A 21,515-nucleotide genomic window follows, 5' to 3' on the forward strand; every position below is an offset into this window, starting at 1 on the left:
GCTCCCTGCAACGCCAACGCATCTCAAGCTTCCTGTGCCTGTCCAGAACTTCATTGTCGGTGGCTGGGGTTAACCTCGTTCACATCGAACAAAGGTTCGATGTTTCGTCGCGAGGAGGCCGCATGCGCTCACCAGTTCAGTCCAAGTTCCCGACCCCGGTAGCCGGCACTGTGCTGGACCTGGTCGACCGCACCCGGATCGGCCTGCTGCAGGCCTGCCACGCCGAGACGGCGGATGAGCGCTACCAGCTCGCACACCTGGCCGCACTGCGCGCCGCGGCCGCCGTGTTGGCCGCGGATGCGCGCCGTTCGCCGGGGTCCGGCCCGCGGAACGTCTGGACCGTGCTGCCGTCGGTCGCACCGGAGCTGGCCGAGTGGGCGCAGTTCTTCGAGGGCACGGCGCGCCGGCGCAGTCAGCTGGACCGCGGCGCAGTCGCGGTCTCGACGCGTGAAGCTGACGACCTGGTGCGCCAGGTGGAGACTTTCCTCGAGTTGGTGCTGGTGCATCTCGGGTTGCCGATGGGTGACTCGTTCACCGCGTGCGTCGCTCCGACCGGTGGTGGGTGACGGTCCGGTAATAGTTGGCAACTCCCGCACCGTGGCGCGCCCGACTTGTTTAGGCTGGCGCGAAGACAACGGGTCCGCAGTGCTGATCTGTCCGTCCGGGGCCGTGGGCCAACCGTTTCGATCGACCGGTTTCGGTCACTGGGACGGTAGGCACCTACCACTAGGTAGCGCGACGAACTATCCTGGAGGAGAGATCAGTCGGGGATCAGCCGGCGGTATCGGTAGTCGCGTGGTGACGACCGAAGGACATTGGGAGGTCAACGTGCCACTTTCAGAGCACGAGCAGCGCCTGCTTGACCAAATGGAGCAGGCGCTCAAGGTGGAGGACCCCAAGTTTGCGTCTCACATGGTCGCCCATCCGGGCCGCAGTCGCCTTCGGCGACGTATTGCGATCGGCGTCTGTGGCGTCGTGGTGGGACTTGCACTGGTCATCGTCGGTATGACGATGGCCCAAATATGGCTCGGCGTGGTCGGATTCGCGGTGATGGTCGCGGCCGGCGCCTACGCCTTCAAACCGGGTCACCAGCGCGAGCTCGGAACCGTGCAGGACGATGGATCGGTCACTGCCGCGCATCCCAGGCGGCAGACCCGGACCAATGGCAGCTTCATGCAGCGTCTTGAAGAGCGCTGGGACCGGCGGCGCGGCCAGGGCTGGTAGGCCCGCACCGGAATCGGTCAGGTGAGCAGGACTCCGGCCACCCAGATCCACGACACCAGTACCGCGGCCGCGAGTTCGATGCCGATGCTGGTCAAGATCGCACGGACCGCGGCTTTGGTGGCTGCCCAGGCGCGCTGAGAGTCTCGTAGGCGAACTTCCTCGGCCAGGAAGACGCCGACCGGAAACCCGATGAACATCCCGACATACGGGATGACGAAGAAACCGACGACCGCGCCGATGAGTCCCGCCAGCTTGGCGAAGCCGGGCACTCCGGCCGCCTTGAGGCGTCGGTTCGGCACCAGGAACTGCACCACCCAGCCGACCGCGGCGACCACGACGCAGCAGCCGAAGACCGTCCACGACGTGCCGGTATTGACGTTCCACGCCCACAACAGGACGCCTGCGAGGCACAAGAGAAGTCCGGGCAGCACGGGGACGATCAGCCCCAGGATCCCGAGGGTGATCATCGCCCCGGCCACGACGGTCACAGCGTCCACGACATGAACCTAGCGCCCGGGCAGACGAAGACGGCGCACCATTCGGTGCGCCGTCTTCGGGTGGTAGTAGGTCGGGATCACACTTCGATCGTGGACTCGCTGTGCAGGCGATCGGTCTCGTCAATCACTTCGTCAGCGATCTCGCGCAGCTTGTCCAGGTGCTCACGGCCGTGGTGCGCGCAGAAGAGCAGATCCTGGTCGGAGCTGAGGCGAGCCCGGATGAAGGCCTGGGCGCCGCAGCGGTCGCAGCGATCGGATGCGGTCAGGGTGGTGGGGGCAACTGCTGTAGTCACGGTAATCATCCTCTCGTTGCGGGTTCCTCCCGGTCGCCCGGGGGTTTCCGTCGTCGAAGTAGTCAACAGTCAATCACGCGAAGGGATTCCCGTCGAAACATATCCCCGGCGTGTGTCGTGCTTCACACTTTTGTGACCTTTGGGCGATCTTGACCATTTCGACGATCGGCGGGCGTTCTGAGTTCCGGGCCGGCGCTGTCGTTCATGCCTCAGGCCGGGGCCTGAGCGGGCTCGGCGCCTTCGACGTGCTCGGCCAGATAGCGCTCCGCACTGCGCGCCGCCGGGTGTATGGCGACCGCGGCCACCACCACAATCACGGCGATGACCAGCCAGCCGCACGGGCCCCAGTTCATCGCCCAGAAGGTGTAGGCGGCCGGTGCCCACACGGTGCCGAGCGTGTAGCCGAGTTGCGCCACCCCTTGGTACTCGCCGCGACGGGCCGGATCGGACAGCTCCGCCTGCAGGCCCCATTGGCCGGCCGATTGGAAGAGCTCGGTGCCGGTGACGGTCACGTGTCCCAGCCAGACCAGCGCGATCGTCAGCCAACCGACCGTGTCGTGCGTGACGGCCACGACGATGCAGGAGAGCACGAAGCAAGCGGCACCGCGCCGTTCCGCACGCAGCGAGCTGGTGGTGTCGTCCACCCCACGCGCAGCAGACACCTGCAGGAACACCGCCATCAGCGTGTTGGTGCCGAACAACCAGGCGAGCAGGACCCGCGGTGCGTCGGTGCGTTCGACGAGCCACAGCGGGATCACTGTGTTGAGCAGGACGCCGTGCGTGCCGAGGACGCCGTCGAAGACACTCGCCAGCAGGAAGCCTCGATTGTGCAGGGCACTGCGCTTGCCGGGTCCTTTCACCACCTCCTGGATGGCGGGCTCGGCGCCGCTGCGGGCAGCGGATGACGGCGTGACCGGTGGAAGCCGCGTGACCAGGACCGTGTTGACCAGCAGCACGGCCGCGGTCAGCAGCGGCACCACTCGCACGAGCGTGTCGTTGTCGGCGGCCAGTGCCAGGCCACTGGCCAGTGCACCCAGCGTGTAGCCGACATTGCGGGAGGCGCGCATATAGGCCAGCGAGCGGACCCTCGCGTCGCGTGGGAAGACGTCGAAGCGGTAGGCGTTGCGGCCGGCCCGCATCCACGCCTGGGCCAGTTCCAGGACGATGGTCACTGCGACATACCCGGCGAAGTTGCCGATCAGCAGCCAAGCGGCGAAGAGCAGCGCCTGAGCCAGTGCGCCCAGGATCCAGGTGCGGCGGGTGCCGACCGTGTCGGCCAGCTTGCCCAGCGGCACCGCGGCCAGGAAGGTCGCGATGCCCGCGATGGTGAGTCCGAGCCCGACCTGGCTGGCGCTGAGGCCGACGATCTGGGTGAAGAAGACCGCCGAGCCGGTCAGAAATGCGCCTTCGCCGAAGGCGGACAGCACCGATTGATAGGACATGGCCCGGATGAGCGGGTCATCGGACAGGACTCGATCGAGCAGTTTGCGCACTGTGCCCCCGGTTGAAACTATCTTGACATCAAGATACCTAACTCGATGGCCGGCGGTGCTGTCAACTGAATAGGAGCAGCCCTGTCGCGCCGGCATCTGCGTCGACTGCCGTGTGCCTGCGCGGCATCGTCAGGGCCGGGCGTTAACCTGCGAGCGAGCAAGGCCGTTCGGGAGATCGGGCGGCAGACCAGCCAGGAGAGCGCTACTCGTGACCGCAAGCCCGTCCACCACGTCCAAGAGCGAATACACCGCTCGGCATCTTCAGGTGCTCGAGGGCCTGGAGGCCGTCCGCAAGCGACCCGGCATGTACATCGGCTCCACGGACGGCCGGGGCCTCATGCACTGCGTCTGGGAGATCATCGACAACGCGGTCGACGAGGCGCTGTCCGATCGCGGCGAGCACGTGCTGGTCACGCTGTACGCCGACGGCTCGGTTTCCGTCGCCGACCGTGGCGCGGGCATCCCGGTCGACATCGAGCCGCGCACCGGACTGTCGGGCGTCGAGGTCGTGTTCACCAAATTGCACGCCGGCGGCAAATTCGGCGGCGGCTCCTATGCCGCTTCCGGTGGCCTGCACGGTGTCGGCGCATCCGTGGTCAACGCGGTCTCCGCCAGGCTCGACGTCGAGGTCGACCGCGACGGTAAGACCTACGCGATGAGCTTCCGGCGCGGCGAGCCCGGCATCTTCGACGACCCGAAGACGGGTCCGAGCCCTGACTCGCCATTCTCGCCGTTCACCGCAGGCAGTGAGTTGCGCGTCGTCGGCAAGGTCAAGCGAGGCGTGACCGGCAGTCGCATCCGCTACTGGGCCGACCCACAGATCTTCCTGCGAGACGCGACGTTCGATTTCGACCGGCTGATCGGTCGAGCCCGCCAGACATCGTTCCTGGTGCCGGGGCTGGAGATCGTCGTGCGCGACGAGCGTGGCCTCGAGGGCACACCCGGAGCGGACGGTCCCGTCGAGGAGAAGTTCCTGCATGAGGGCGGCATCGCGGAGTTCACCGAGTTCCTCGCGCCCGACCCCGCAGTGACGGACATCTGGCGTTTGCAGGGCGAGTCGACGTTCACCGAGACCGTGCCGGTGCTCGACGCGCAGGGTCATATGGCGCCGACCGAGGTTGAGCGCAACTGCGGCGTCGACATCGCGCTGCGCTGGGGCACCGGTTACGACCAGCGGATGAGGTCCTTCGTCAATGTGATCGACACCCCCAAGGGCGGCACGCACGTCTCCGGCTTCGAGCAGGCGCTGCTGAAGGTCTTCCGCAAACTGCTGGAGACCAACGCCCGGCGGTTGAAGGTCGGCAACGACAAGGTCGAGAAGGACGACATCATGGCGGGGATGACCGCCGTGATCACTGTCCGGCTGTCGGAGCCGCAGTTCGAGGGGCAGACCAAAGAGGTTCTCGGGACCTCGGCGGTCCGCCAGATCGTCAGCAAGATCGTCGAGCGCGAGCTGACCTCGTTGCTGACGGCGAGCAAGCGTGACCTGAAGACGCAGTCGACCCTGCTGCAGGAGAAGATCGTCTCGGAGATGAAGGCGCGCATCCACGCGCGCGTCCAGAAGGAGACGCTGCGCCGTAAGAGCGCACTGGAGTCCTCGTCCTTGCCGGGAAAGTTGAAGGACTGCCGGTCGAACGACACCGAACGCAGCGAGCTGTTCATCGTCGAGGGTGATAGCGCGCTCGGCACCGGTATGGCGGCTCGGAACTCCGAATTCCAAGCCCTGCTGCCCATCCGCGGCAAGATCCTCAACGTCCAGAAGGCCTCCGTGGGCGACATGCTCAAGAACGCCGAGTGCGCTGCCATCATCCAGGTGGTCGGCGCCGGCTCAGGTCGCACCTTCGACCTGGAGATGGCGCGCTACGGCAAGATCATCCTGATGACGGACGCCGACGTCGACGGCGCGCACATCCGGACGTTGCTGCTGACGCTCTTCTTCCGCTACATGCGACCGCTGGTCGAAGCCGGGCGGGTCTTCGCTGCCGTGCCGCCGTTGCACCGGATCGAGACCGCTGCGCACGGGCGGGCAAAGGGCGAGGTCATCTACACCTACTCCGAGCAGCAGATGCGCCAGGTGATCGGCCAGTTCCAGAAGAAGGGCCGCACGGTCAAGCAGCCGCAGCGCTACAAGGGCCTGGGTGAGATGGATGCCTCGCAGCTCGCCGAGACGACCATGGACCCGCGCCATCGCACGCTGCGGCGGGTGACCCTGAAGGACGCCGAGAACTCCGAGCGGGTCTTCGAGTTGCTGATGGGCAGCGACGTCGCACCACGCAAGGACTTCATCGTCGACTCGGCACGTGAGCTCGATCGAGAGCGCATCGATGCCTAACTCGCCGGAGACCATCTTCACCTGGGGTGCGCCGCCGCTGAAGTTCGGCATCGGCGCGAGTGACGAAATCGGGTACGACCTCAAGCAATACGGCGTTTCGCGAGTTCTGGTGATCACCGATCCCGGCGTCGCCGCGAGCGGTGTCGCGCACCGCATTGTGGACGCGTTGCGCCGCTACGACATCACCGCCGAGTTGTTCGATGGAGTCCACGTCGAGCCGACCGACGACTCGATGAACAAGGCGATCGAGTATGCCGCCGCGCAAGGCCCGTGGGACGGCTTCGTCGCAGTCGGTGGAGGCTCATCGATCGACACCGCCAAGGCGGTGAACCTACTGACAACCTTCCCGGGTGAGCTCGCCGACTACCTCAACGCGCCGATCGGTCGAGCGCAGGTGCCGCCGGGGGAGTTGAAGCCGCTGATCGCGGTGCCGACCACCGCGGGGACAGGCTCGGAGAGCACCGCCATGTGCGTGCTGGACGTGCTGTCGATGCGGGTGAAGACCGGCATCAGCCACTGGCGGCTGCGACCTACGATGGCAGTGGTCGATCCGGCGCTGACCATGTCCCTTCCACCGGAGGTGACCGCCGCTGCGGGCATGGACATCGTCTGCCATGCGGCCGAATCCTTTACGGCGAAACCGTTTTCGTCATATAGCAGGAAGCAGCCGGAGGAGCGGGTCACTTACTGTGGGTCCAACCCGGTGTCCGATCTGTGGTGTGAGCGGGCACTGATCCTGCTCGCCGGAGCGTTCCGGCGAGCGGTTTCGCACGGTGCGGAGGACCAGCAGGCGCGAGTGGACATGATGCAGGCGGCGACCTTCGCCGGCATGGGCTTCGGCAACGCCGGGGTGCACATCCCGCACGCGAACGCTTATCCGATCGCCGGTCAGGTCAAGGAGTTTCGACCGAAGGGATATCCCGGTGACGAGCCGATGGTGCCGCACGGCATGGCCGTGTCGCTCACTGCGCCGGAGGCGTTCCGGTTCTCGTTCGACGCGGCGCCGGAGCGACACCTCCGGGTGGCTTCGTTGCTGGGTCCGGAGGTGCCGGAGCAGTCGAACCCGCGTGAGCAACTGCCCGCCGTTCTGACCGGCCTGATGCGCGACATCGGCATACCCAATGGCATTGGTGCTGTTGGCTTCTCGGAGTCCGACGTGCCTGACCTGGTGCCGGGTGTGATGAAGCAACAACGCCTACTCAGCACCTGCCCGAAGACCCCGACCGAGGATGACATCGCGGGCATCCTGACCAGGTCGATCCAGAACTGGTGACGTGACCGCGGTATACGCGTAAAGTCGTCGAGTATGGCGACCTGGGACGACGTCCGTCGGATCGTGGCTGACCTGCCCGAGGTGGACACGAAGGTGTCGTGGGGCCACCTCATGTGGCGGGTCAAGGGCAAGGGCTTCGTCTGGGAGCGACCGCTGGGCAAGAAGGACCGTGCCGATCTCGGCGATGCCGCGCCGGACGGTGAGATCCTCGGTGTTCGCGTGCCGGACGAAGGCGTGAAACAGGCTTTCATTGCTGACGATCCGAGCATCTACTTCACCATCCCGCACTTCGACGGCTACCCCGCGGTGCTCGTGCGGCTGGACGAGATCGACGTCGACGAGCTGACCGAAGTCGTCACCGAGGCATGGCTGGACCGGGCACCCAAGAAGCTCGCCGCGGCATACCTCGAGGAGCACCCGATCGAGCGGTGACGTCAGACGACGTCCTGCTTGACGAGGTCGCCGTTGATCCAGACCCGTGCGAGGTCGGCCGGGGTGCCCATGGCGAAGATCTTTGCCAGTGCGTCCTCTGGGTCGGCAGCGTGGCGGATGCCCACGCCGAGCGGCGAATTCCTTTCGGGCGCAACGAAGACCGCGTCGAACTGCTTGCCGACGCTGAGGTCACCGGCCTGGTCCCGCAACCCGAGTGCGTCGGCACCGGCGGCGGTGATCAGGTGCAGCAGGTGCGCCGGGGTGAGCGAGACTCCCTGCGCCCTGAGCAGGCTCTGGATGAAGTAGGCCTGCAGGCCTTCCTTCAGCAACGAGAAGCCGGTGCCGCCACCCACATCAGTGCCCATCGCGACCCGCACGCCGTGCTTCAGATGCCCCGCGAGCGGGAACATGCCGCTGCCGAGCGAGGCGTTGCTGGTGGGGCAGTGCGCCACCGCCGCGCGGCTGGCGGACAGTATGTCCAGCTCGGCATCGGTGGGGTGCACGTTGTGGGCGAGCACTGTGTGCGCATCGAGCAGGCCGTGGTCCTGGTAGGTGCCGACGTAGCTCGAGCCGTCGAAAAGCCTTGCCACTTCTGCGACTTCGGTGACATTCTCGTTGACGTGCGAGGTGCACCAGGCGTTGTCGATGTCCTTGTATGCCGCGCCACACGCTTCGAGCAGGTCAGCGCTGCACGAGTAGGAGAAGCGTGGCGTCACGGCATACCGAAGGCGCTCGTGGCCCTGCCAGCGGGCGGCGAGAGAGACCGACTCGTCATACGCCCGTTCCGGCGTGGTCAGCAGGTCCGCCCGCAACAGTCGGTCCGACACCACGAGGCCGGACGTCACCCGCATTCCGCTGCGCTCCGCGCTGCGGAAGAGCGCGTCGACCGCGGTCGCGAAGTGTGATCCGAAGACCAGCGCCGAGGTCGTGCCGGCCTGGGTCATGCCGTGCACGAACTCGTCGGCGACCTGTGCGGCATACGTCTCGTCGTGCAGCTTGGCCTCCTCGGGAAGGGCGGAGTGCTCCAGCCAGTCGAGCAGTGGCTTGCCCAGTCCGCCGATCGCGCGAATCTGCGGGTAGTGCACGTGGGTGTCGACGAAACCGGGCAGCAGGATGCCGTCGCGCAGGTCGATCACGTCGTCGTCGGGCGCTTCCGCACGCACTGTGGCGAATGGCCCGCGCGCCGTGATCGTGCCGTCGCTCACGGCCAGGGCGATATCGGACTCGGCCCGCAACACACCACCGGTGAACGGATCGAGCGGGGTGTCCAGCACGGTGGCTCGATAGATGGTCATCGGGTCACCGCCGGGGTCGACAGGTCGGCGAAACGACGCACCAGGTCGGCAGCCACACTGAGTGCGATGGTCGCCGGTGCCTTGCCCGGCAGATCCGGCAGGCCGATCGGTGTCGTGATCCGCGCCAGCGCGGCTTCGTCGTGGCCCTCCTCGAGCAGCCGGCGACGGAAGCGGGCCCACTTCGCCGACGACCCGATCAGACCGATGCTGGCCAGGTGCCCGCAGCGGAGCGCGGAGTCGCAGATCGCGATGTCTTCGGCATGGTCATGGGTCATCACCAGCACGTGGCTACCGGCCGGCACTTCACCCAGAACGACCTCGGGCACCGGTGCGGGATGCGGTATGACGGACGCGATCGCGTCGTTCAGCACGGCGAGCCGCTCGGGGGACAGGTGCGCTGGACGGGAGTCGACGAGGTGCAGCTCGACCTCATGGCGGCTGAGGATGCGAGCAAGCTCGAGGCCGACATGGCCGACCCCGAAGATCGCGATCGACGGTCGAATCGGCAATGGTTCCAACAGGACCCGCACCTCCCCGCCACAGCACTGCACACCGTGCGTCGCCGGCGCCTTGTCGCTGAGTGCGACCGTCATCTCCTGCGGCTCCCGGTCGTCCTCCGCCGCGAGCAGTGCGCGGGCCTTCGAAACGGCGGTCTCCTCGAGGTTGCCGCCGCCGATCGTGTCGAAGACCTCGTCAGCGGTGACGATCATCTTCGCGCCGGCCGCCCGCGGGGCATGCCCCCGCACGTCGACGAGGGTCACCAGGACGGCGGCTCGTCGTTGCGTTCGGAGCAGACCGATTGCGTCATACCAGTTCACGTCATACTCCTGACGGCACGCCGTACTGGCCGCGCTCCGCGTTGGCCAGCATCGGCCGCGCGTCGGGTCCGGGCTGTGCGGGCACTTCGCCCGGGAACCCCTGTGTCAGGTGACCGTCGGCCCGGGCGTCGCGCGCCTGCTCGATCGCCCAGTAGACCGCTTCCGGGGTGGCAGGTGAGGCCAGGTCGATGCTGGTCCCTTCCGGCCCGAACGCAGCGGCTGCCTGGCGGAGTGCTTCGCGCACGGAGAAGGCCAGCATCAGCGGCGGTTCGCCGACCGCCTTGGAACCGTAGACAGCACCTTCCTCGTGGGCCTTGTCGAGCAGCTCGACGTTGAAGACCTCGGGCATCTCGGAGAAGCTCGGCAGCTTGTAGGTGCTCGCTGCCTGCGTCGAGAGCCGGCCGCGGGTGGGGCCGTCCCGGTCGTCCCAGCGCAGGTCCTCCAACGTGAGCCAGCCGGCGCCCTGCACGAAGCCGCCCTCGATCTGTCCGAGGTCGATCAGTGGGGACAGCGAGTCGCCGACGTCGTGGACGATGTCGACGCGACGGGTCCGGTAGGCACCGGTGAAGCCGTCCACTTCGACCTCTGTCGCCGCGACGCCATACGCGAAGTACTTGAAGGGCGTGCCCTTCATCGTGGTGGCGTCCCAGTGCAGCCCCTCAGTCCGGTAGAAGCCGGAGGCGGACAGCTGGATCCGTTGGAAATAGGCGATGTTGATGAGCTCTTCCCACGTCATCTGCTCGTCGGTGCCGAGTCCGATGACGTTGCCCTGCTCGAAGCGCACGTCGTGTGCCGGCACACCGAGTCGGCCGGCGGCGACGACGGTCAGTCGCTCACGGATCTGGTCGCAGGCGTTCTTCACGGCGCCGCCGTTGAGGTCGGTGCCCGAACTGGCAGCAGTGGCAGAGGCATTGGGCACTTTGTCGGTCCGTGTGGGCGCTAGACGGACGGTCGACAGCGGCACCCCGAGCGTGGTCGCGGCGACCTGCATCATCTTGGTGTGTAGACCCTGGCCCATCTCGGTACCGCCGTGGTTGATCAACACCGAACCGTCCTTGTAGACCAGCACGAGCGCGCCGCCCTGGTTGAACGCGGTCAGGTTGAAGGAGATGCCGAACTTCACCGGCGTGATCGCAATGGCACGCTTGGTGTCCTCGTGCGCAGCGTTGAAAGCGGAGATGTCAGCCTGTCGCCGGGAGATGTCGCCCGATGAAAGTACCTGGGACCAGGCTGTTTCCAGCCGGTCCGGGTGACGCACCGGCATGCCGTATGGCGTCTCCTGACCTTCGGTGTAGAAGTTGCGGCGGCGCAGCTCGGCCGGATCGATGCCGAGCAGTGGTGCACAGCGGCCGAGGATGTCTTCGAGCACGAGCATGCCCTGCGGCCCGCCGAATCCGCGGAACGCGGTCTGCGACGTCTTGTTGGTCTTCGCGATGCGGCCGTGCACGCGGACGTCGGGGATCCAGTAGGCGTTGTCGATGTGACAGAGCGCGCGCGCCAGGACCGGCTCGGACAGGTCGATGCTCCAGCCGCCGTCGGCGGTCAGCGTCGCGTCGAGAGCCTCGAGGTAGCCGTCGGAGGAGAAGCCGACCCGCCATTCCGCGTGGAAGCCGTGTCGCTTGCCGCACATCGTGAGGTCCTGGGTGCGGTTGAGGCGCAGCCGGACCGGGCGCCCGGTGAGCGTGGCACCGAGGGCCGCGATGGCGGCATACCCGTGCGGTTGCATCTCCTTGCCGCCGAATCCGCCACCCATCCGCAGGCACTGCACCGTCACGCAGTGCGCCGGCAGACCGAGCACGTGCGAGACGATGTCCTGGGTCTCCGTCGGGTGTTGGGTGCTGGACTGGATGAAGATCTGGCCGTTCTCGTCGACCTGCGCGAGTGCCGCCTGGGTCTCCAGATAGAAGTGCTCCTGACCGGCGAACTCGAACGTGCCGGTGAAGACGTGCTCGGACCGGTCGAGTCCCTCGTCGACGTTGCCGCGGGCCACGGTCGGTTGCGCGCCCTGATAGCTGCCGGCTTCGATGGCCTCGGTGACTCGCACGAGCGAGGGGAGTGGCTCGAAGTCCACCTTCACGGCTGCCGAGCCGAGCCGGGCCGCTTCGAGGGTCTCGCCGAGCACCCACGCAACCGCGTGACCGAAGTACATGACCTCGGTCGGGAAGAGCGGCTCGTCGTGGTGCACACCGGCGTCGTTGACCCCCGGCACGTCGTCGCCGGTGAGGACTCGAACAACCCCCGGCACGGTGAGAGCCTGGGATGTGTCGAGACGGGTGACCTTCGCGTGCGCCTGGTCGACGCGCACGGGATAGGCATGCAGAACGTCCTTGGTACGGCCGACCAGATCGTCGGTGTAGAGCGCCTTGCCGGTGACGTGCAGAGCGGAGGACTCGTGCGGAATCGTCTCTCCGACAACGGGTTTCGTGGGGCGTTCGGACAAATAGCTCATGCGACACCTTCCTTCGCGGTCGACTCGGCGTAGATCTTTCGCAGCGAGGTGCCGAGCATCGCCCGGCGGTATTTGCTACTGGCACGGTGGTCGTCCATCGGGGTGCCTTCTTCCTGCAGCAGCGCAGCGGCAGCGCGAACGGTGTCAGCGGTCCACGGTTTGCCCTCGAGTGCGGCTTCGACCGCGGTGGCACGCAATGGCGTTGCCGCGACGCCGCCGAGACCGATGCGGGCCTTGCGGACGACACCATCGGCGACATCGAACGCGTAACCGATCGCGACGCTGGAGATGTCGTCGAAACGCCGTTTGGCGATCTTGTGGAACGCGGTGATCCCGGCGAGCGGCAGCGGGATCCGCACTGACTGGATCAGCTCCCCCGGAGCACGGACGGTCTGCCGGTAGCCGGTGAAGTAGTCGGCGAGCGGCACGACCCGCGTGCCGTCGAGTCCGACGAGCACCAACTCGGCGTCGAGGGCGAGCAGCGCCGGTGGTGTGTCACCGATGGGGGAGCCGGTGCCGAGGTTGCCGCCGATCGTGGCGCCGTTGCGGATCAACCGGGACGCGAACTGCGGAAAGAGCTGGTCCAGCAACGGAATGCGACCGTCCAACCGTTGCTCGATCTCGCTGAGGGTGAGCGCAGCGCCGAGCTCGACATACGTCTCGGTCTCCTCGATACCGCGCAACTCCGGCAGCCGATCGAGCCCGATGACCAGGTCCGCGCGTGCCGACTTGATGTTGACGTCGACGCCCCAGTCGGTGCAACCGGCCACGGGCACGGCGTCGGGGTTGTCGCGCAGCACGGTCAGCGCCTCGGTCAGCGTCGCCGGCCGCACGAAGCGACGTCCGTCCGCCTCGTATGACGTGGGCGACGCGGCCGGGGCCGGGCCGTTGCAGCGGGCGCCGAGCGGGTCGTCGTCGGGGACGTCACCGAGGGCGTATGCCGCATCGCGGATCGGGCGGTATCCGGTGCACCGGCACAGGTTGCCTGAGAGCGAATGCAGGTCGAAGCCGTTGGCTCCATGCTCCGGTTCATCGACAGCCTCGGGACCGCACGCCGTCCGCCCCGGCCGGTAGTACTCGGCCGCCATACTGCAGACGAATCCTGGTGTGCAGTAGCCGCACTGGGAGCCGCCGCGGACAGCCATCTCCTGCTGCACCGGGTGCAGCGCCTCGGGGCTGCCCAGGCCTTCCGCGGTGATGATCTCCTGGCCGGCAAAAGCGGCGGCGGGCACCAGACACGCGTTGAGCGCGGTCCAGCGAGTGGTGTCCCCGTCACTGTCGGGCCGTGCGACGAGCACCGAACACGCGCCGCACTCGCCCTCGGCGCAGCCTTCCTTGGCGCCGGTCAGCCCCTCGGAGCGCAGCCAGTCCAGCAGATTGGTGTGGGCGGCATCGGTGAACTCACGTGCTTGCCCGTTGACGGTCACGTCCAGCGCTGTGGCGGCTTCGGTCATCAGCGACTCCTTTCGAGCCGGGAGCGGAAGATCCCGGTCAGGTGGTCGCATGGTTCGTGTGGCGTATGCCGCACGACGGTCGGAGAGTCCGACCGGTTATCCATGCAGAACGACCGGACCCTTGGGCTACTTCAACTGTACGGCTCAACAATTTGTTGAACAAGGATTTCGGGTGGATTCGGTGCGGGTGTCGGGCCTGTCGTTGGGCCGCACCCAGGGATCGCTCAGCCGGTCAACACCGGTGCTCGAACCTGCTCGGACGCCGCGACAGCGCCGGCCGCCAATTCGGCCTCGTCGACACGGGTGAGATGACCGTCGCGGACGACCGGCCGACCTGCGATCAGCGCGAGGTCGAGCGGTGGCGGCGTGCCGAGGACGAGTCCGGCGACCGGGTCGGCGATGCCGGCGTGGGCCAGCGTGTCCATCCGCCACAGGCACAGGTCGGCCTGCTTGCCCGGCTCGATCGAGCCGATCTGGTCGTCCCAGCCGAGCAATCGGGCGCCGCCCATCGTGGCGGCCTCGAGTGCCTGCCGGACGCCGAGTGCCGTCGGACCGCCGAGGGATCGGGCGAAGAGCAGCGCGTGCCGGGCTTCCTCCAGCAGCGAGGTCGCTTCGTTGGAAGCGGCACCGTCCACTCCGAGCCCGACGGGCACTCCGGCATCCAGCAGATCCCGGGTGCGGCATACACCCGCGCCGAGACGTGCATTGGACGACGGGCAGTGCGCGACACCGGTGCCGGTGCGTGCAAGCGTCTGAATCGCCTTGTCGTCGAAGTGGATTCCGTGTGCGAACCACACGTCGCCACCGAGCCAGCCGAGCGACTCCATGTAGTCGATCGGGGTCTGCCCGAAGCGCTCGCGACAAAAGTCCTCCTCGTCGAGCGTCTCGGCCAGGTGCGTGTGCAGCCGAACCCCGCGGTCACGCGCCAGCGTTGCGGCCTCGCGCAGCAGGTCGGTCGTCACCGAGAAGGGTGAGCACGGCGCGACGCCGACCCGGACCATGGCGTCGGGGGACGCATCGTGGTGCGTCTCTACCGCAGCGGAGGTGGCACGCAGGATCTCGTCGATCGACTCCACCACGTGGTCCGGCGGTAGACCGCCGTCGCTGCGTCCGAGATCCATCGAGCCGCGGGTGGCGAAGAACCGCACGCCGACGTCACCGGCAGCCGCGATCTCGGCACCGAGAACGTCGCCACCATCACGCGGGAAGACGTAGTGGTGGTCCATCACAGTGGTGCAGCCCGACAGTGCGAGGTGTCCGATGCCTGCCGCCGATGCCTGGCCGACGACCTGCTCGTTGATGTTGCCCCATACCGGGTAGAGCGCCGTCAGCCACTCGAAAAGCGTTGCGTCCACGGCATACCCGCGGGTCGCCCACTGATAGAGGTGGTGGTGGGTGTTGACCAGGCCCGGTGTGAGCACGCAACCGGAGCCGTCGATGACGTCGGCGTCCTCGCCGGTCGGCACGAAGCGTCCCGGGCCAACCGACCGGATCCGCGTGCCGTCGATCACCACGTGGCCGACGGCATACTCGTGCCGCTCGGCGTCAACCGTGACGACGGTGCAGCCGTCAAGAACGGTGACACTCACGACGTCGTCCCCACCCTGCTGCGTGCGTCGTTGAGCGGCTCGGCGTCCGCGACCAGATCGTCGAAGCGGTGCCCGGCGATCTTGGCACTCTCGAGCAGCGCGGTCACCAGTTCCTGTTGCCGGGAGTTGTTCAGCCGGATGCGGCCCTGCTCGACCAGTTGCTCGACGGAACTCGTATCGCGGACACAGGTCACCAGAGGGAAACCGAACTTCTCACGGTATGCCGCGGTTAGCGTCGACAGCTCTTCGCGCTCGTCGTCGCGCAGTTGACTGAGCATGATGGCGGCCCGGTCCCGGGTGGAGGCCTCGCCGATTTCGCCGTCCGCGACCTCGACACTGCCGAGGTCGGGATAGCCGGCGATGAGCGAGCGCTGTTTCTCGTCCGATGCGGAGAACAACGCCTCTTGGAAGGAGGCTCGCAGGTCGGGTGTGTCCTTGAACGGGCGCTGTACGTAGGCGTCCTCGATGATCCACGAGTTGCCCTGGAAGAGCGGTCCGAAGGTGCGCACGAAGTCGTCCTTGGGCATCGCGTTGACCTGTGTCAGGCCGATCACGGCGCCGGACGAGGTCGTGGCGACTCCGGCACCCCGGCTGGTGCCCACGTGGAAGAAGACCATGTAGAGCGCGAAGGCCGCGATCGAGCCGATGGTGATGCCCGAGCCGAGGAAAACCTGGTAGTCCTTCGGCAATAGGGTCGCCACGCCCGGCTCCGCGGTCACCAGCATCGCGAGCCCGAGAGAGGTCGCTACGATGATGCCGTTGCGATGGTCGTTGAAGTCGACCTTTCCGAGGGTCTGGATGCCGACCACGGCGACCGTTGAGAACATTGCGAGTCCGGCCCCACCGAGCACGCTGGACGGTATGCCGGCGACGAGCGCGCCGGCCTTGGGCAACAGGCCGAGGATGATCATGAAGACCGCGGCGGTGGCCACGACATACCGGCTCTTGATCTTGGTGAGCCGGACCAAGCCCACGTTCTCGGCGAAACAGGTGTAGGGGAAGGAGTTGAAGACGCCGCCGATGAAGGTGGCCAGGCCGTCGGCGCGCAGCGCCCGGGAGACGTCCTCGCCGTCCACCCGCTTGCCGACGATCTCGCCGGTTGCGAAGACGTCACCGCAGGTCTCGACCATGGTCACGAGCATGACCAACACCATCGAAATGATCGCTGCGAGAGCGAATTTCGGCATACCGAAGTGGAAGGGTGTCGTGACACCGACCCAGCCGGAGCTGCTGACCGAGTCGAAGTGCGCGTCGCCGATCATCCACGCGACGAGGGTGCCGATGACCAGGCCGAGCAGCACAGCGATGGTCTGGATGAAGCCACGGAACAGGCGCTGGATGATGACGATGATGAGGATGGTCCCCAGCGCGAGGCAAAGCGTCCGCCAGCCGCCCGCAGCCAGGTGCCAGTTGCCGTGGGCGTCGGTGCTCAGGACAGAGGCGCTGTAGGAGTGCGTCTTGGGGTCCCAGCGCAGCAGCGCGTCGCCGGCGGCGACCGGCAGCAACGAGAAGCCGATGACGGTGATGACCGTGCCGGTGACGACCGGCGGGAAGAATCGCACGATCTTGCCGAAGTATGGCGCGAGCAGGAACGTCACCACACCGGAGACGAGCACCGCGCCGTAGATGGTGAGCAGGCCGTTGACACCGCCACCGGCGTTGACGCCGATGATGATCATCGGCGACACCGCGGTGAAGGTCACGCCCTGCAGCAGCGGCAGCCGGACACCGACCTTCCAGAAGCCGATGGTCTGCAGCAGCGAGGCGATGCCGCAGGTGAACAGGTCGGCGTTGATCAGGTGGATCAGCTGATCTTGGGTCAGGCCGATCGCGCCGGCGAGCAGGATCGGGACGATGACGGCGCCGGCGTAGAACGCCAGGACGTGCTGGAGCCCGTAGACGGCGAGTTGCTGTGGGGGAGCACTTCGTCGACGGGGTGTTTTGCTTGAGGGCGCGCTTTTTCAGCAGTGGCAGCAGACATTGCGAGCGGTCCTTCCGGAGGTCAGGTGGACATCAATGATGTTGTGGCAGAGGCACTTTCGCACGGTGCGGGGCCTGGCCACAGAGTTTCCGCTGGTCACGCGAGGCGCCCGGTGTCAAGCAAGGACCGGTGCCTCGATGCGTGGGGCGAGTAGTCGCCGCTGGCATCGTTGGTTCGCTTATACGGAATACAAATTTCGACATATGAAATTTAATCGCGTGGATGAGCGTATGCCGTAGGTCACATCCAAGTCAACGAGTTGTTGAAGTTTTCTTGGCCGCACTCCTCGCGCGGCTTGTTCCTTTCAGCCGCCGACCCGGACGCGGTTGAGGTAGTTGTAGATCGTGAAGCGCGACATGCCCATCGCTTCGGCGACGGTCTCCGCCGAATGTCGCATCTCGAACGCGCCGCGCTCCTCCAGCAGGCGGACGGCATGCTGCTTCTTCGCGCGGGGTAGCTCCGACAGGTTGCCGCCGAGTTCGTGCTCGACCGTCTGGATCAGCCGTGCCAGGCCATCGGACAGATCGCGTTCATCGAGCACGCGGACGTGAATTGTGTTGCCGTGCAGCGTTATTGGTACGTCATCGGCCTGCGGAGTGCCATCGACGACGACTGCGCCGACGCGGCGCAGCAGGGGTCGGAGCGCGGCGGTGAGTTCCTCCGCCGGGGAGGCCTGGTCAGTCATCGATCCGCTCAACCTGCACGCTCACTCGCGTCGCGCCGGCGCTCAGGGCCGCGCGGGCGGCATCGCGTATGGCGGCCGTGACGACCTCGGCGTCACCGTGGACGGCGGTGCCCAGTGGACCGAGATCGGGCTCGAGGCCGCTGGCCACCATGGCGTCCGCGGCTGCCCGGACATGACCGGGTAGCTCGCCTTCGCCCTCGAAGGGTTCAGTCGTCACCTCTGCCCGCACCAACATGTCGGCCACGATAGCGACCGGATCCCTCGACGTCATGATGCGCGAAGCGCCTCACGCCAGGCCGTGGACCGCTGCGAACGGATCCCAGGCGCTGTCGGTGTGGACCTCGAGCTCGGTGACGACCGTCGCATCTCGCGCAACCTCGGTGCCGCACAAGTCAGCGATGAGGGCTGCCGCCATGTCCATCCCGGCAGCGACGCCCGACGACGTCCATCGGTCGCGGTCGTGCACCCAGCGTGCTGTGGTCACCCATTCCACGGTCGTGCCGAACGACGACGCCCAACCGAAAGCCAGCTTGTTGCTGGTCGCCCGGTAGCCCTCCAACAGGCCGGCAGCCGCGAGCAACGCCGAGCCGGTGCAGACCGACGTGACGAGGTCGGCGGACGTGCCGATCGCTTTCAGTTGCTTCAGGAACGCGTCGTCCTCGACGAGTCGTCGCGTGCCCACGCCGCCGGGCACCAGGATGATGTCGGGGTCCATCAGCTCGTCATACGAGTGCTCGGCGACGACCTGGCCGCCTTGCGAGCTGGCGATCGGGCCACGCTGCGGCCCGTAGTAGCCGATGGTGAATCCCGGTGTCACGTAGAGCAATTCGACTGGTCCGAAGACGTCGAGAAGCTCGAATCCGTCGAACAGGATGACGGCGACGTGGCGATCGGTCACTTCGTCGCCTTAGCCTTCGCTGCGGCCTTCGCGCTCTTCTTGAATTCGCGGACCTTCTGCAACGACACGTCGTCGACGACGTCAGCGACCGAGCGGAACGAGCCGGGCTCGGCATACGGGCCGATCACCTCACGCCAGCCGTCGGGCGTGACATCGAGTTGTTTGCCGAGCAGCGCCGCGAAGATGCGCGCCTTCTGGTCGCCGTAGCCGGGCAGTGCCTTGAGTCGTTTGAGGAGCTCTGCGCTGCTGTCGGCAGTCGTCCAGATGCGGGACGCGTCGCCGTCATACTCATCCAGCACGACCTGCGCCAACTGTTGGACGCGTCCGGCCATCGAGCGTGCATACCTGTGTATGGCGGGTGGCGTCGAGCACAGGTCGGCGAACTTCTCCGGGTCCTGCGCTGTGATGGTGCCGGGGTCGAGCGTGCCGAGCTTGTCGACGATCTTCGCGGGGCCGCGGAAGGCGTGCTCCATGCCGTACTGCTGATCCAGCAACATGCCGATCAGGAGGGCGAAGGGGTCAGTGGAGAGAAGCTGATCGGCCGTTTCGTCCTGTGCAATCCGGATGCTCACCATGACAGCAGCCTAGAACGATCCGGGGGAAGAACTCGATGGCGCGGTGTCACTCATTGCTCCTAGCGTGGCGTCCATGACTTCCGAAGCCGCGACCACACCCGAACGAGATCCGGCAGCTCGCGTGGATCCACCACCGCACGCGAATGAGGCCGACACCTTGCTGGGCTTCCTGCGTTACCACCGCGACACGTTCCGGTGGAAGACCGGTGGCCTGACCACCGAGCAGCTTGGCGCGACGCTGCCGCCATCCGACATGACACTGGGCGGGATGGTCAAGCACCTCGCGCTCGTCGAGGTGTGGTGGTTCCACCAGGTGCTCCACGGAGCAGACGAGCCCGAGCCGTGGGCGTCGGTCGACTGGGATGACGACGCGGACTGGGACTGGCACTCGGCCGACCAGGACACGCCCTCGGAGATCGCGGCGCTCTACGAGGAGTCGGTGCGCATCGCCGATGCCGGCATCGAACGGGCGCTTGCGGCCGACGGCTTCGACACCTTGTCGGTGAAGCCGGACGGCCGCAGCGGGGACCCGTTCACGCTGCGGTGGATCATGACTCACATGATCGAGGAGTACGCCCGGCACAACGGGCACGCCGACCTGATCCGGCAGTCGATCGACGGGTTGTCAGGCGAATGATCAGCATTCGCAGGGCAACTGATGCTGACTGGTCGGCGATCTGGCCGATCGTGCAGGAGGTCGCGGAGGCGGGTGAGACGTATTCGCTGTTGCCGGACCTTCCCGAAGACGACGGCCGCTCAATCTGGATGGAGCCGCCGCCGGGCCAGGTCGTCGTCGCCGTCGACGAGAGTGGCGCGGTGCTCGGCTCGGCGAAAATGGGACCCAATCGGCCAGGTCCGGGATCGCACGTCGGGACGGCAAGCTTCATGGTCGCGCCGGCAGCACGTGGCCGTGGCGTCGGCCGATTGCTCGGCGAGTATGTCGTGCAGTGGCACCGTGACGAGGGCTACCACTCGATCCAGTTCAACGCTGTGGTGGAGACCAACGCAGCGGCTGTCGTGTTATGGAAATCGTTGGGCTTCAACGTGATCGGCACTGTGCCGGAGGCTTTCCGGCATCCGCGGGACGGTCTGGTCGGGTTGCACGTGATGTACCTCAGGCTGTAGCTAATCCACGAGCAGTGCGCGCCATACATTGCTCGGGACCGCGGTCTTGGCGCACGACGCCTTCAGCTCGCGGCCTTCCTCACCGGTGACCCGCACGGACCAGGTGCGGCCATCGGTGTGGGTGACGTCGCACTCCCAGGAACCGTCGGACGCCGCTGCGCCTGTCGCAGACAGTGCAGTCAGTACCGACTCCGAAATCTGTTGTCGCACAAAGGATTCGGCGACCTGCAGAGGGGCGCGGAAGCAACTGCGGCCACGATCGTGGACGGGAGTTGCCAACTCCGTTGGCACTTCGTGCCGGCGTTCGGCCGCCAGGGCGACCTCGGCCAGCTCGGGTGTCAGCCGCGCATAGGTCTGCCCGGAGGGAAGCGCGATGCCGGTGGGGGAGAAGCGATGCCCGCCGGTGTGCGAGCACTCCCAAACGAGCCCGGGGTGCGTCTGGGCCAGGCCGAGGGCGATCGGCCGTCCCCGAACCGCGCAACACACGTCGCGCTTGCCGTTGGTGCAGATCAGCATCGCCGGATCGCGGGTCTCCTCCAACTCCGGCAAGTGCTCGGTGGCTGCGTCGGGGTCATCCTCGAGTAGCAATTCCCATGGCAACCCCAGCAATTGGGCCGGATCGTCGACCTCACCCGTCAACAACCAAGGGTCGCGGTCCAGGCAGCCCGCGATCAGCACTCGGTGTGCTCCTTCGTGCGGCTCGTCCGCGTGCGGTCCCGGCCGGCGGATCAGCAGCATCCGGCCACCGTGGTCCGCGCAGGCACGCTCCAGGGCTCGTCCGATCTCCGGATCGAGGTGCGACTGGGTTATCGCGCTGTGTCCCCACGGACCGTTCTGCTCCAGGCAAACCCAGAAGCGCGCGTATGACGCCGTGCCCCACGCCGGCATTGCCGCGTCATCCCATTGCACCGAGCAGGCGGACGGCGGTTGCGGGTCGGCGTGTGTGGTCATAGTGCTGAAGTTCCTGTCTGGCTCTCGGGATGCCTTGTTGGTTGCAAGGTTACGGAGCCGTCCGTCCGCGTGCGGTGATCAATGACCGAGAGGAGCACCGATGGACCGAGAGGAGTGCGGAATCGGTCTGATTCCGTACTCCTCTCGGTGC

The 21,515-nt window shown here is 66.7% G+C and carries 22 protein-coding genes; 8 read left to right on the plus strand and 14 right to left on the minus strand.

Features of this window, described 5'->3' with window-relative positions; genetic code table 11:
• The first annotated feature begins 122 nt into the window (after positions 1–122).
• Together ACFQDH_RS14360 and ACFQDH_RS14365 are read left to right on the plus strand one after the other, a co-directional pair.
• On the plus strand, positions 123–566 hold the full coding sequence (locus ACFQDH_RS14360) for an SAV_6107 family HEPN domain-containing protein (RefSeq protein WP_382403067.1): 444 nt from the start codon (positions 123–125) through the stop codon (positions 564–566).
• 262 nt (positions 567–828) lie between these two features.
• Positions 829–1,224: a DUF3040 domain-containing protein gene (locus ACFQDH_RS14365; protein ID WP_382403068.1), complete on the plus strand. Its 396-nt coding sequence runs from the start codon at positions 829–831 to the stop codon at positions 1,222–1,224.
• 17 nt (positions 1,225–1,241) lie between these two features.
• Here the strand turns inward: ACFQDH_RS14365 and ACFQDH_RS14370 are convergent, their stop codons facing one another.
• The 3 genes from ACFQDH_RS14370 to ACFQDH_RS14380 all read right to left on the minus strand — a co-directional run bounded on the left by ACFQDH_RS14370 (position 1,242) and on the right by ACFQDH_RS14380 (position 3,456).
• Positions 1,242–1,721, minus strand: coding sequence for a DUF456 domain-containing protein (locus ACFQDH_RS14370; protein ID WP_382403069.1), 480 nt, complete (start codon positions 1,719–1,721; stop codon positions 1,242–1,244).
• 77 nt (positions 1,722–1,798) lie between these two features.
• Positions 1,799–2,023, minus strand: a complete 225-nt coding sequence (locus ACFQDH_RS14375; protein ID WP_382403070.1) for a DUF7455 domain-containing protein — start codon at positions 2,021–2,023, stop codon at positions 1,799–1,801.
• A gap of 200 nt (positions 2,024–2,223) precedes the next feature.
• On the minus strand, positions 2,224–3,456 hold the full coding sequence (locus tag ACFQDH_RS14380) for an MFS transporter (protein WP_382403071.1): 1,233 nt from the start codon (positions 3,454–3,456) through the stop codon (positions 2,224–2,226).
• Positions 3,457–3,715: 259 nt separating this feature from the next.
• Here ACFQDH_RS14380 and ACFQDH_RS14385 point away from each other — a divergent pair, with 259 nt between their 5' ends.
• Genes ACFQDH_RS14385 through ACFQDH_RS14395 form a run of 3 tightly spaced genes read left to right on the plus strand, consistent with a single transcriptional unit; the run spans position 3,716 to position 7,544 of the window.
• Positions 3,716–5,839, plus strand: coding sequence for a DNA gyrase/topoisomerase IV subunit B (locus ACFQDH_RS14385; RefSeq protein ID WP_382403072.1), 2,124 nt, complete (start codon positions 3,716–3,718; stop codon positions 5,837–5,839).
• Entirely contained in the window at positions 5,832–7,112 is a 1,281-nt protein-coding gene (locus ACFQDH_RS14390; protein WP_382403073.1) for a hydroxyacid-oxoacid transhydrogenase, read from the plus strand. The genes ACFQDH_RS14385 and ACFQDH_RS14390 overlap by 8 nt, the downstream gene beginning before the upstream one ends.
• A 33-nt stretch (positions 7,113–7,145) precedes the next feature.
• Complete coding sequence (locus tag ACFQDH_RS14395) at positions 7,146–7,544, plus strand: MmcQ/YjbR family DNA-binding protein (RefSeq protein WP_382403074.1); 399 nt, start codon at positions 7,146–7,148, stop codon at positions 7,542–7,544.
• A gap of 2 nt (positions 7,545–7,546) precedes the next feature.
• Here ACFQDH_RS14395 and ACFQDH_RS14400 read toward each other — a convergent pair whose 3' ends face one another.
• The 6 genes from ACFQDH_RS14400 to uraD all read right to left on the minus strand — a co-directional run bounded on the left by ACFQDH_RS14400 (position 7,547) and on the right by uraD (position 17,005).
• Entirely contained in the window at positions 7,547–8,839 is a 1,293-nt protein-coding gene (locus ACFQDH_RS14400) for a guanine deaminase (RefSeq protein WP_382403075.1), read from the minus strand.
• On the minus strand, positions 8,836–9,657 hold the full coding sequence (gene xdhC, locus ACFQDH_RS14405; RefSeq protein WP_382403076.1) for a xanthine dehydrogenase accessory protein XdhC: 822 nt from the start codon (positions 9,655–9,657) through the stop codon (positions 8,836–8,838). The genes ACFQDH_RS14400 and xdhC overlap by 4 nt, the downstream gene beginning before the upstream one ends.
• A gap of 1 nt (position 9,658) precedes the next feature.
• The gene (xdhB, locus tag ACFQDH_RS14410) at positions 9,659–12,106 is read right to left on the minus strand and encodes a xanthine dehydrogenase molybdopterin binding subunit (protein ID WP_382403077.1); all 2,448 of its coding nucleotides are present in this window, start codon (positions 12,104–12,106) and stop codon (positions 9,659–9,661) included.
• Positions 12,103–13,560, minus strand: coding sequence for a xanthine dehydrogenase small subunit (locus tag ACFQDH_RS14415; RefSeq protein ID WP_382403078.1), 1,458 nt, complete (start codon positions 13,558–13,560; stop codon positions 12,103–12,105). Before ACFQDH_RS14415 ends, xdhB begins: the two co-directional genes overlap by 4 nt.
• Positions 13,561–13,784: 224 nt before the next feature.
• Entirely contained in the window at positions 13,785–15,149 is a 1,365-nt protein-coding gene (locus tag ACFQDH_RS14420) for an 8-oxoguanine deaminase (protein ID WP_382403079.1), read from the minus strand.
• Positions 15,146–17,005: a 2-oxo-4-hydroxy-4-carboxy-5-ureidoimidazoline decarboxylase gene (gene uraD / locus ACFQDH_RS14425; RefSeq protein ID WP_382404867.1), complete on the minus strand. Its 1,860-nt coding sequence runs from the start codon at positions 17,003–17,005 to the stop codon at positions 15,146–15,148. The genes ACFQDH_RS14420 and uraD overlap by 4 nt, the downstream gene beginning before the upstream one ends.
• Between uraD and ACFQDH_RS14430 the strand changes: the two genes are divergently transcribed.
• Positions 16,949–17,098, plus strand: coding sequence for a hypothetical protein (locus ACFQDH_RS14430; RefSeq protein WP_382403080.1), 150 nt, complete (start codon positions 16,949–16,951; stop codon positions 17,096–17,098). The genes uraD and ACFQDH_RS14430 overlap by 57 nt on opposite strands.
• A 336-nt stretch (positions 17,099–17,434) precedes the next feature.
• Here the strand turns inward: ACFQDH_RS14430 and ACFQDH_RS14435 are convergent, their stop codons facing one another.
• The 4 genes from ACFQDH_RS14435 to ACFQDH_RS14450 are packed head-to-tail and all read right to left on the minus strand — an operon-like array spanning position 17,435 to position 19,288.
• Positions 17,435–17,815: a helix-turn-helix domain-containing protein gene (locus ACFQDH_RS14435; RefSeq protein ID WP_382403081.1), complete on the minus strand. Its 381-nt coding sequence runs from the start codon at positions 17,813–17,815 to the stop codon at positions 17,435–17,437.
• On the minus strand, positions 17,808–18,050 hold the full coding sequence (locus ACFQDH_RS14440; RefSeq protein ID WP_382403082.1) for a thiamine-binding protein: 243 nt from the start codon (positions 18,048–18,050) through the stop codon (positions 17,808–17,810). The genes ACFQDH_RS14435 and ACFQDH_RS14440 overlap by 8 nt, the downstream gene beginning before the upstream one ends.
• Before the next feature lie 51 nt (positions 18,051–18,101).
• Positions 18,102–18,713, minus strand: a complete 612-nt coding sequence (locus tag ACFQDH_RS14445; RefSeq protein WP_382403083.1) for a DJ-1/PfpI family protein — start codon at positions 18,711–18,713, stop codon at positions 18,102–18,104.
• Positions 18,710–19,288, minus strand: a complete 579-nt coding sequence (locus tag ACFQDH_RS14450) for an HhH-GPD-type base excision DNA repair protein (protein ID WP_382403084.1) — start codon at positions 19,286–19,288, stop codon at positions 18,710–18,712. Before ACFQDH_RS14450 ends, ACFQDH_RS14445 begins: the two co-directional genes overlap by 4 nt.
• 73 nt (positions 19,289–19,361) lie before the next feature.
• Here ACFQDH_RS14450 and ACFQDH_RS14455 point away from each other — a divergent pair, with 73 nt between their 5' ends.
• Together ACFQDH_RS14455 and ACFQDH_RS14460 are read left to right on the plus strand one after the other, a co-directional pair.
• Positions 19,362–19,925, plus strand: coding sequence for a DinB family protein (locus ACFQDH_RS14455; RefSeq protein WP_382403085.1), 564 nt, complete (start codon positions 19,362–19,364; stop codon positions 19,923–19,925).
• Positions 19,922–20,413, plus strand: a complete 492-nt coding sequence (locus ACFQDH_RS14460) for a GNAT family N-acetyltransferase (RefSeq protein ID WP_382403086.1) — start codon at positions 19,922–19,924, stop codon at positions 20,411–20,413. The genes ACFQDH_RS14455 and ACFQDH_RS14460 overlap by 4 nt, the downstream gene beginning before the upstream one ends.
• Here ACFQDH_RS14460 and ACFQDH_RS14465 read toward each other — a convergent pair whose 3' ends face one another.
• A complete protein-coding gene (locus ACFQDH_RS14465) occupies positions 20,414–21,364 on the minus strand; it encodes a sucrase ferredoxin (protein ID WP_382403087.1) in 951 nt (316 codons plus the stop codon).
• Positions 21,365–21,515: the final 151 nt, after the last annotated feature.

The sequence above is a fragment of the Flexivirga alba genome (genome assembly GCF_042661025.1).
In the GTDB taxonomy this organism is placed as follows: Bacteria; Actinomycetota; Actinomycetes; order Actinomycetales; family Dermatophilaceae; genus Flexivirga; species Flexivirga alba.

Bases quoted from the DNA above. Each gene is read 5' to 3' on its own strand.
- xdhB (WP_382403077.1), bottom strand. From the start codon at position 12,106: ATGAGCTATTTGTCCGAACGCCCCACGAAACCCGTTGTCGGAGAGACG.
- ACFQDH_RS14380 (WP_382403071.1), bottom strand. From the start codon at position 3,456: ATGTCCTATCAATCGGTGCTGTCCGCCTTCGGCGAAGGCGCATTTCTG.
- ACFQDH_RS14390 (WP_382403073.1), top strand. From the start codon at position 5,832: ATGCCTAACTCGCCGGAGACCATCTTCACCTGGGGTGCGCCGCCGCTG.
- ACFQDH_RS14465 (WP_382403087.1), bottom strand. From the start codon at position 21,364: ATGACCACACACGCCGACCCGCAACCGCCGTCCGCCTGCTCGGTGCAA.
- ACFQDH_RS14455 (WP_382403085.1), top strand. From the start codon at position 19,362: ATGACTTCCGAAGCCGCGACCACACCCGAACGAGATCCGGCAGCTCGC.
- ACFQDH_RS14460 (WP_382403086.1), top strand. From the start codon at position 19,922: ATGATCAGCATTCGCAGGGCAACTGATGCTGACTGGTCGGCGATCTGG.
- ACFQDH_RS14450 (WP_382403084.1), bottom strand. From the start codon at position 19,288: ATGGTGAGCATCCGGATTGCACAGGACGAAACGGCCGATCAGCTTCTC.
- ACFQDH_RS14400 (WP_382403075.1), bottom strand. From the start codon at position 8,839: ATGACCATCTATCGAGCCACCGTGCTGGACACCCCGCTCGATCCGTTC.
- ACFQDH_RS14435 (WP_382403081.1), bottom strand. From the start codon at position 17,815: ATGACTGACCAGGCCTCCCCGGCGGAGGAACTCACCGCCGCGCTCCGA.
- ACFQDH_RS14375 (WP_382403070.1), bottom strand. From the start codon at position 2,023: ATGATTACCGTGACTACAGCAGTTGCCCCCACCACCCTGACCGCATCC.
- ACFQDH_RS14360 (WP_382403067.1), top strand. From the start codon at position 123: ATGCGCTCACCAGTTCAGTCCAAGTTCCCGACCCCGGTAGCCGGCACT.
- ACFQDH_RS14415 (WP_382403078.1), bottom strand. From the start codon at position 13,560: ATGACCGAAGCCGCCACAGCGCTGGACGTGACCGTCAACGGGCAAGCA.
- ACFQDH_RS14440 (WP_382403082.1), bottom strand. From the start codon at position 18,050: ATGTTGGTGCGGGCAGAGGTGACGACTGAACCCTTCGAGGGCGAAGGC.
- ACFQDH_RS14395 (WP_382403074.1), top strand. From the start codon at position 7,146: ATGGCGACCTGGGACGACGTCCGTCGGATCGTGGCTGACCTGCCCGAG.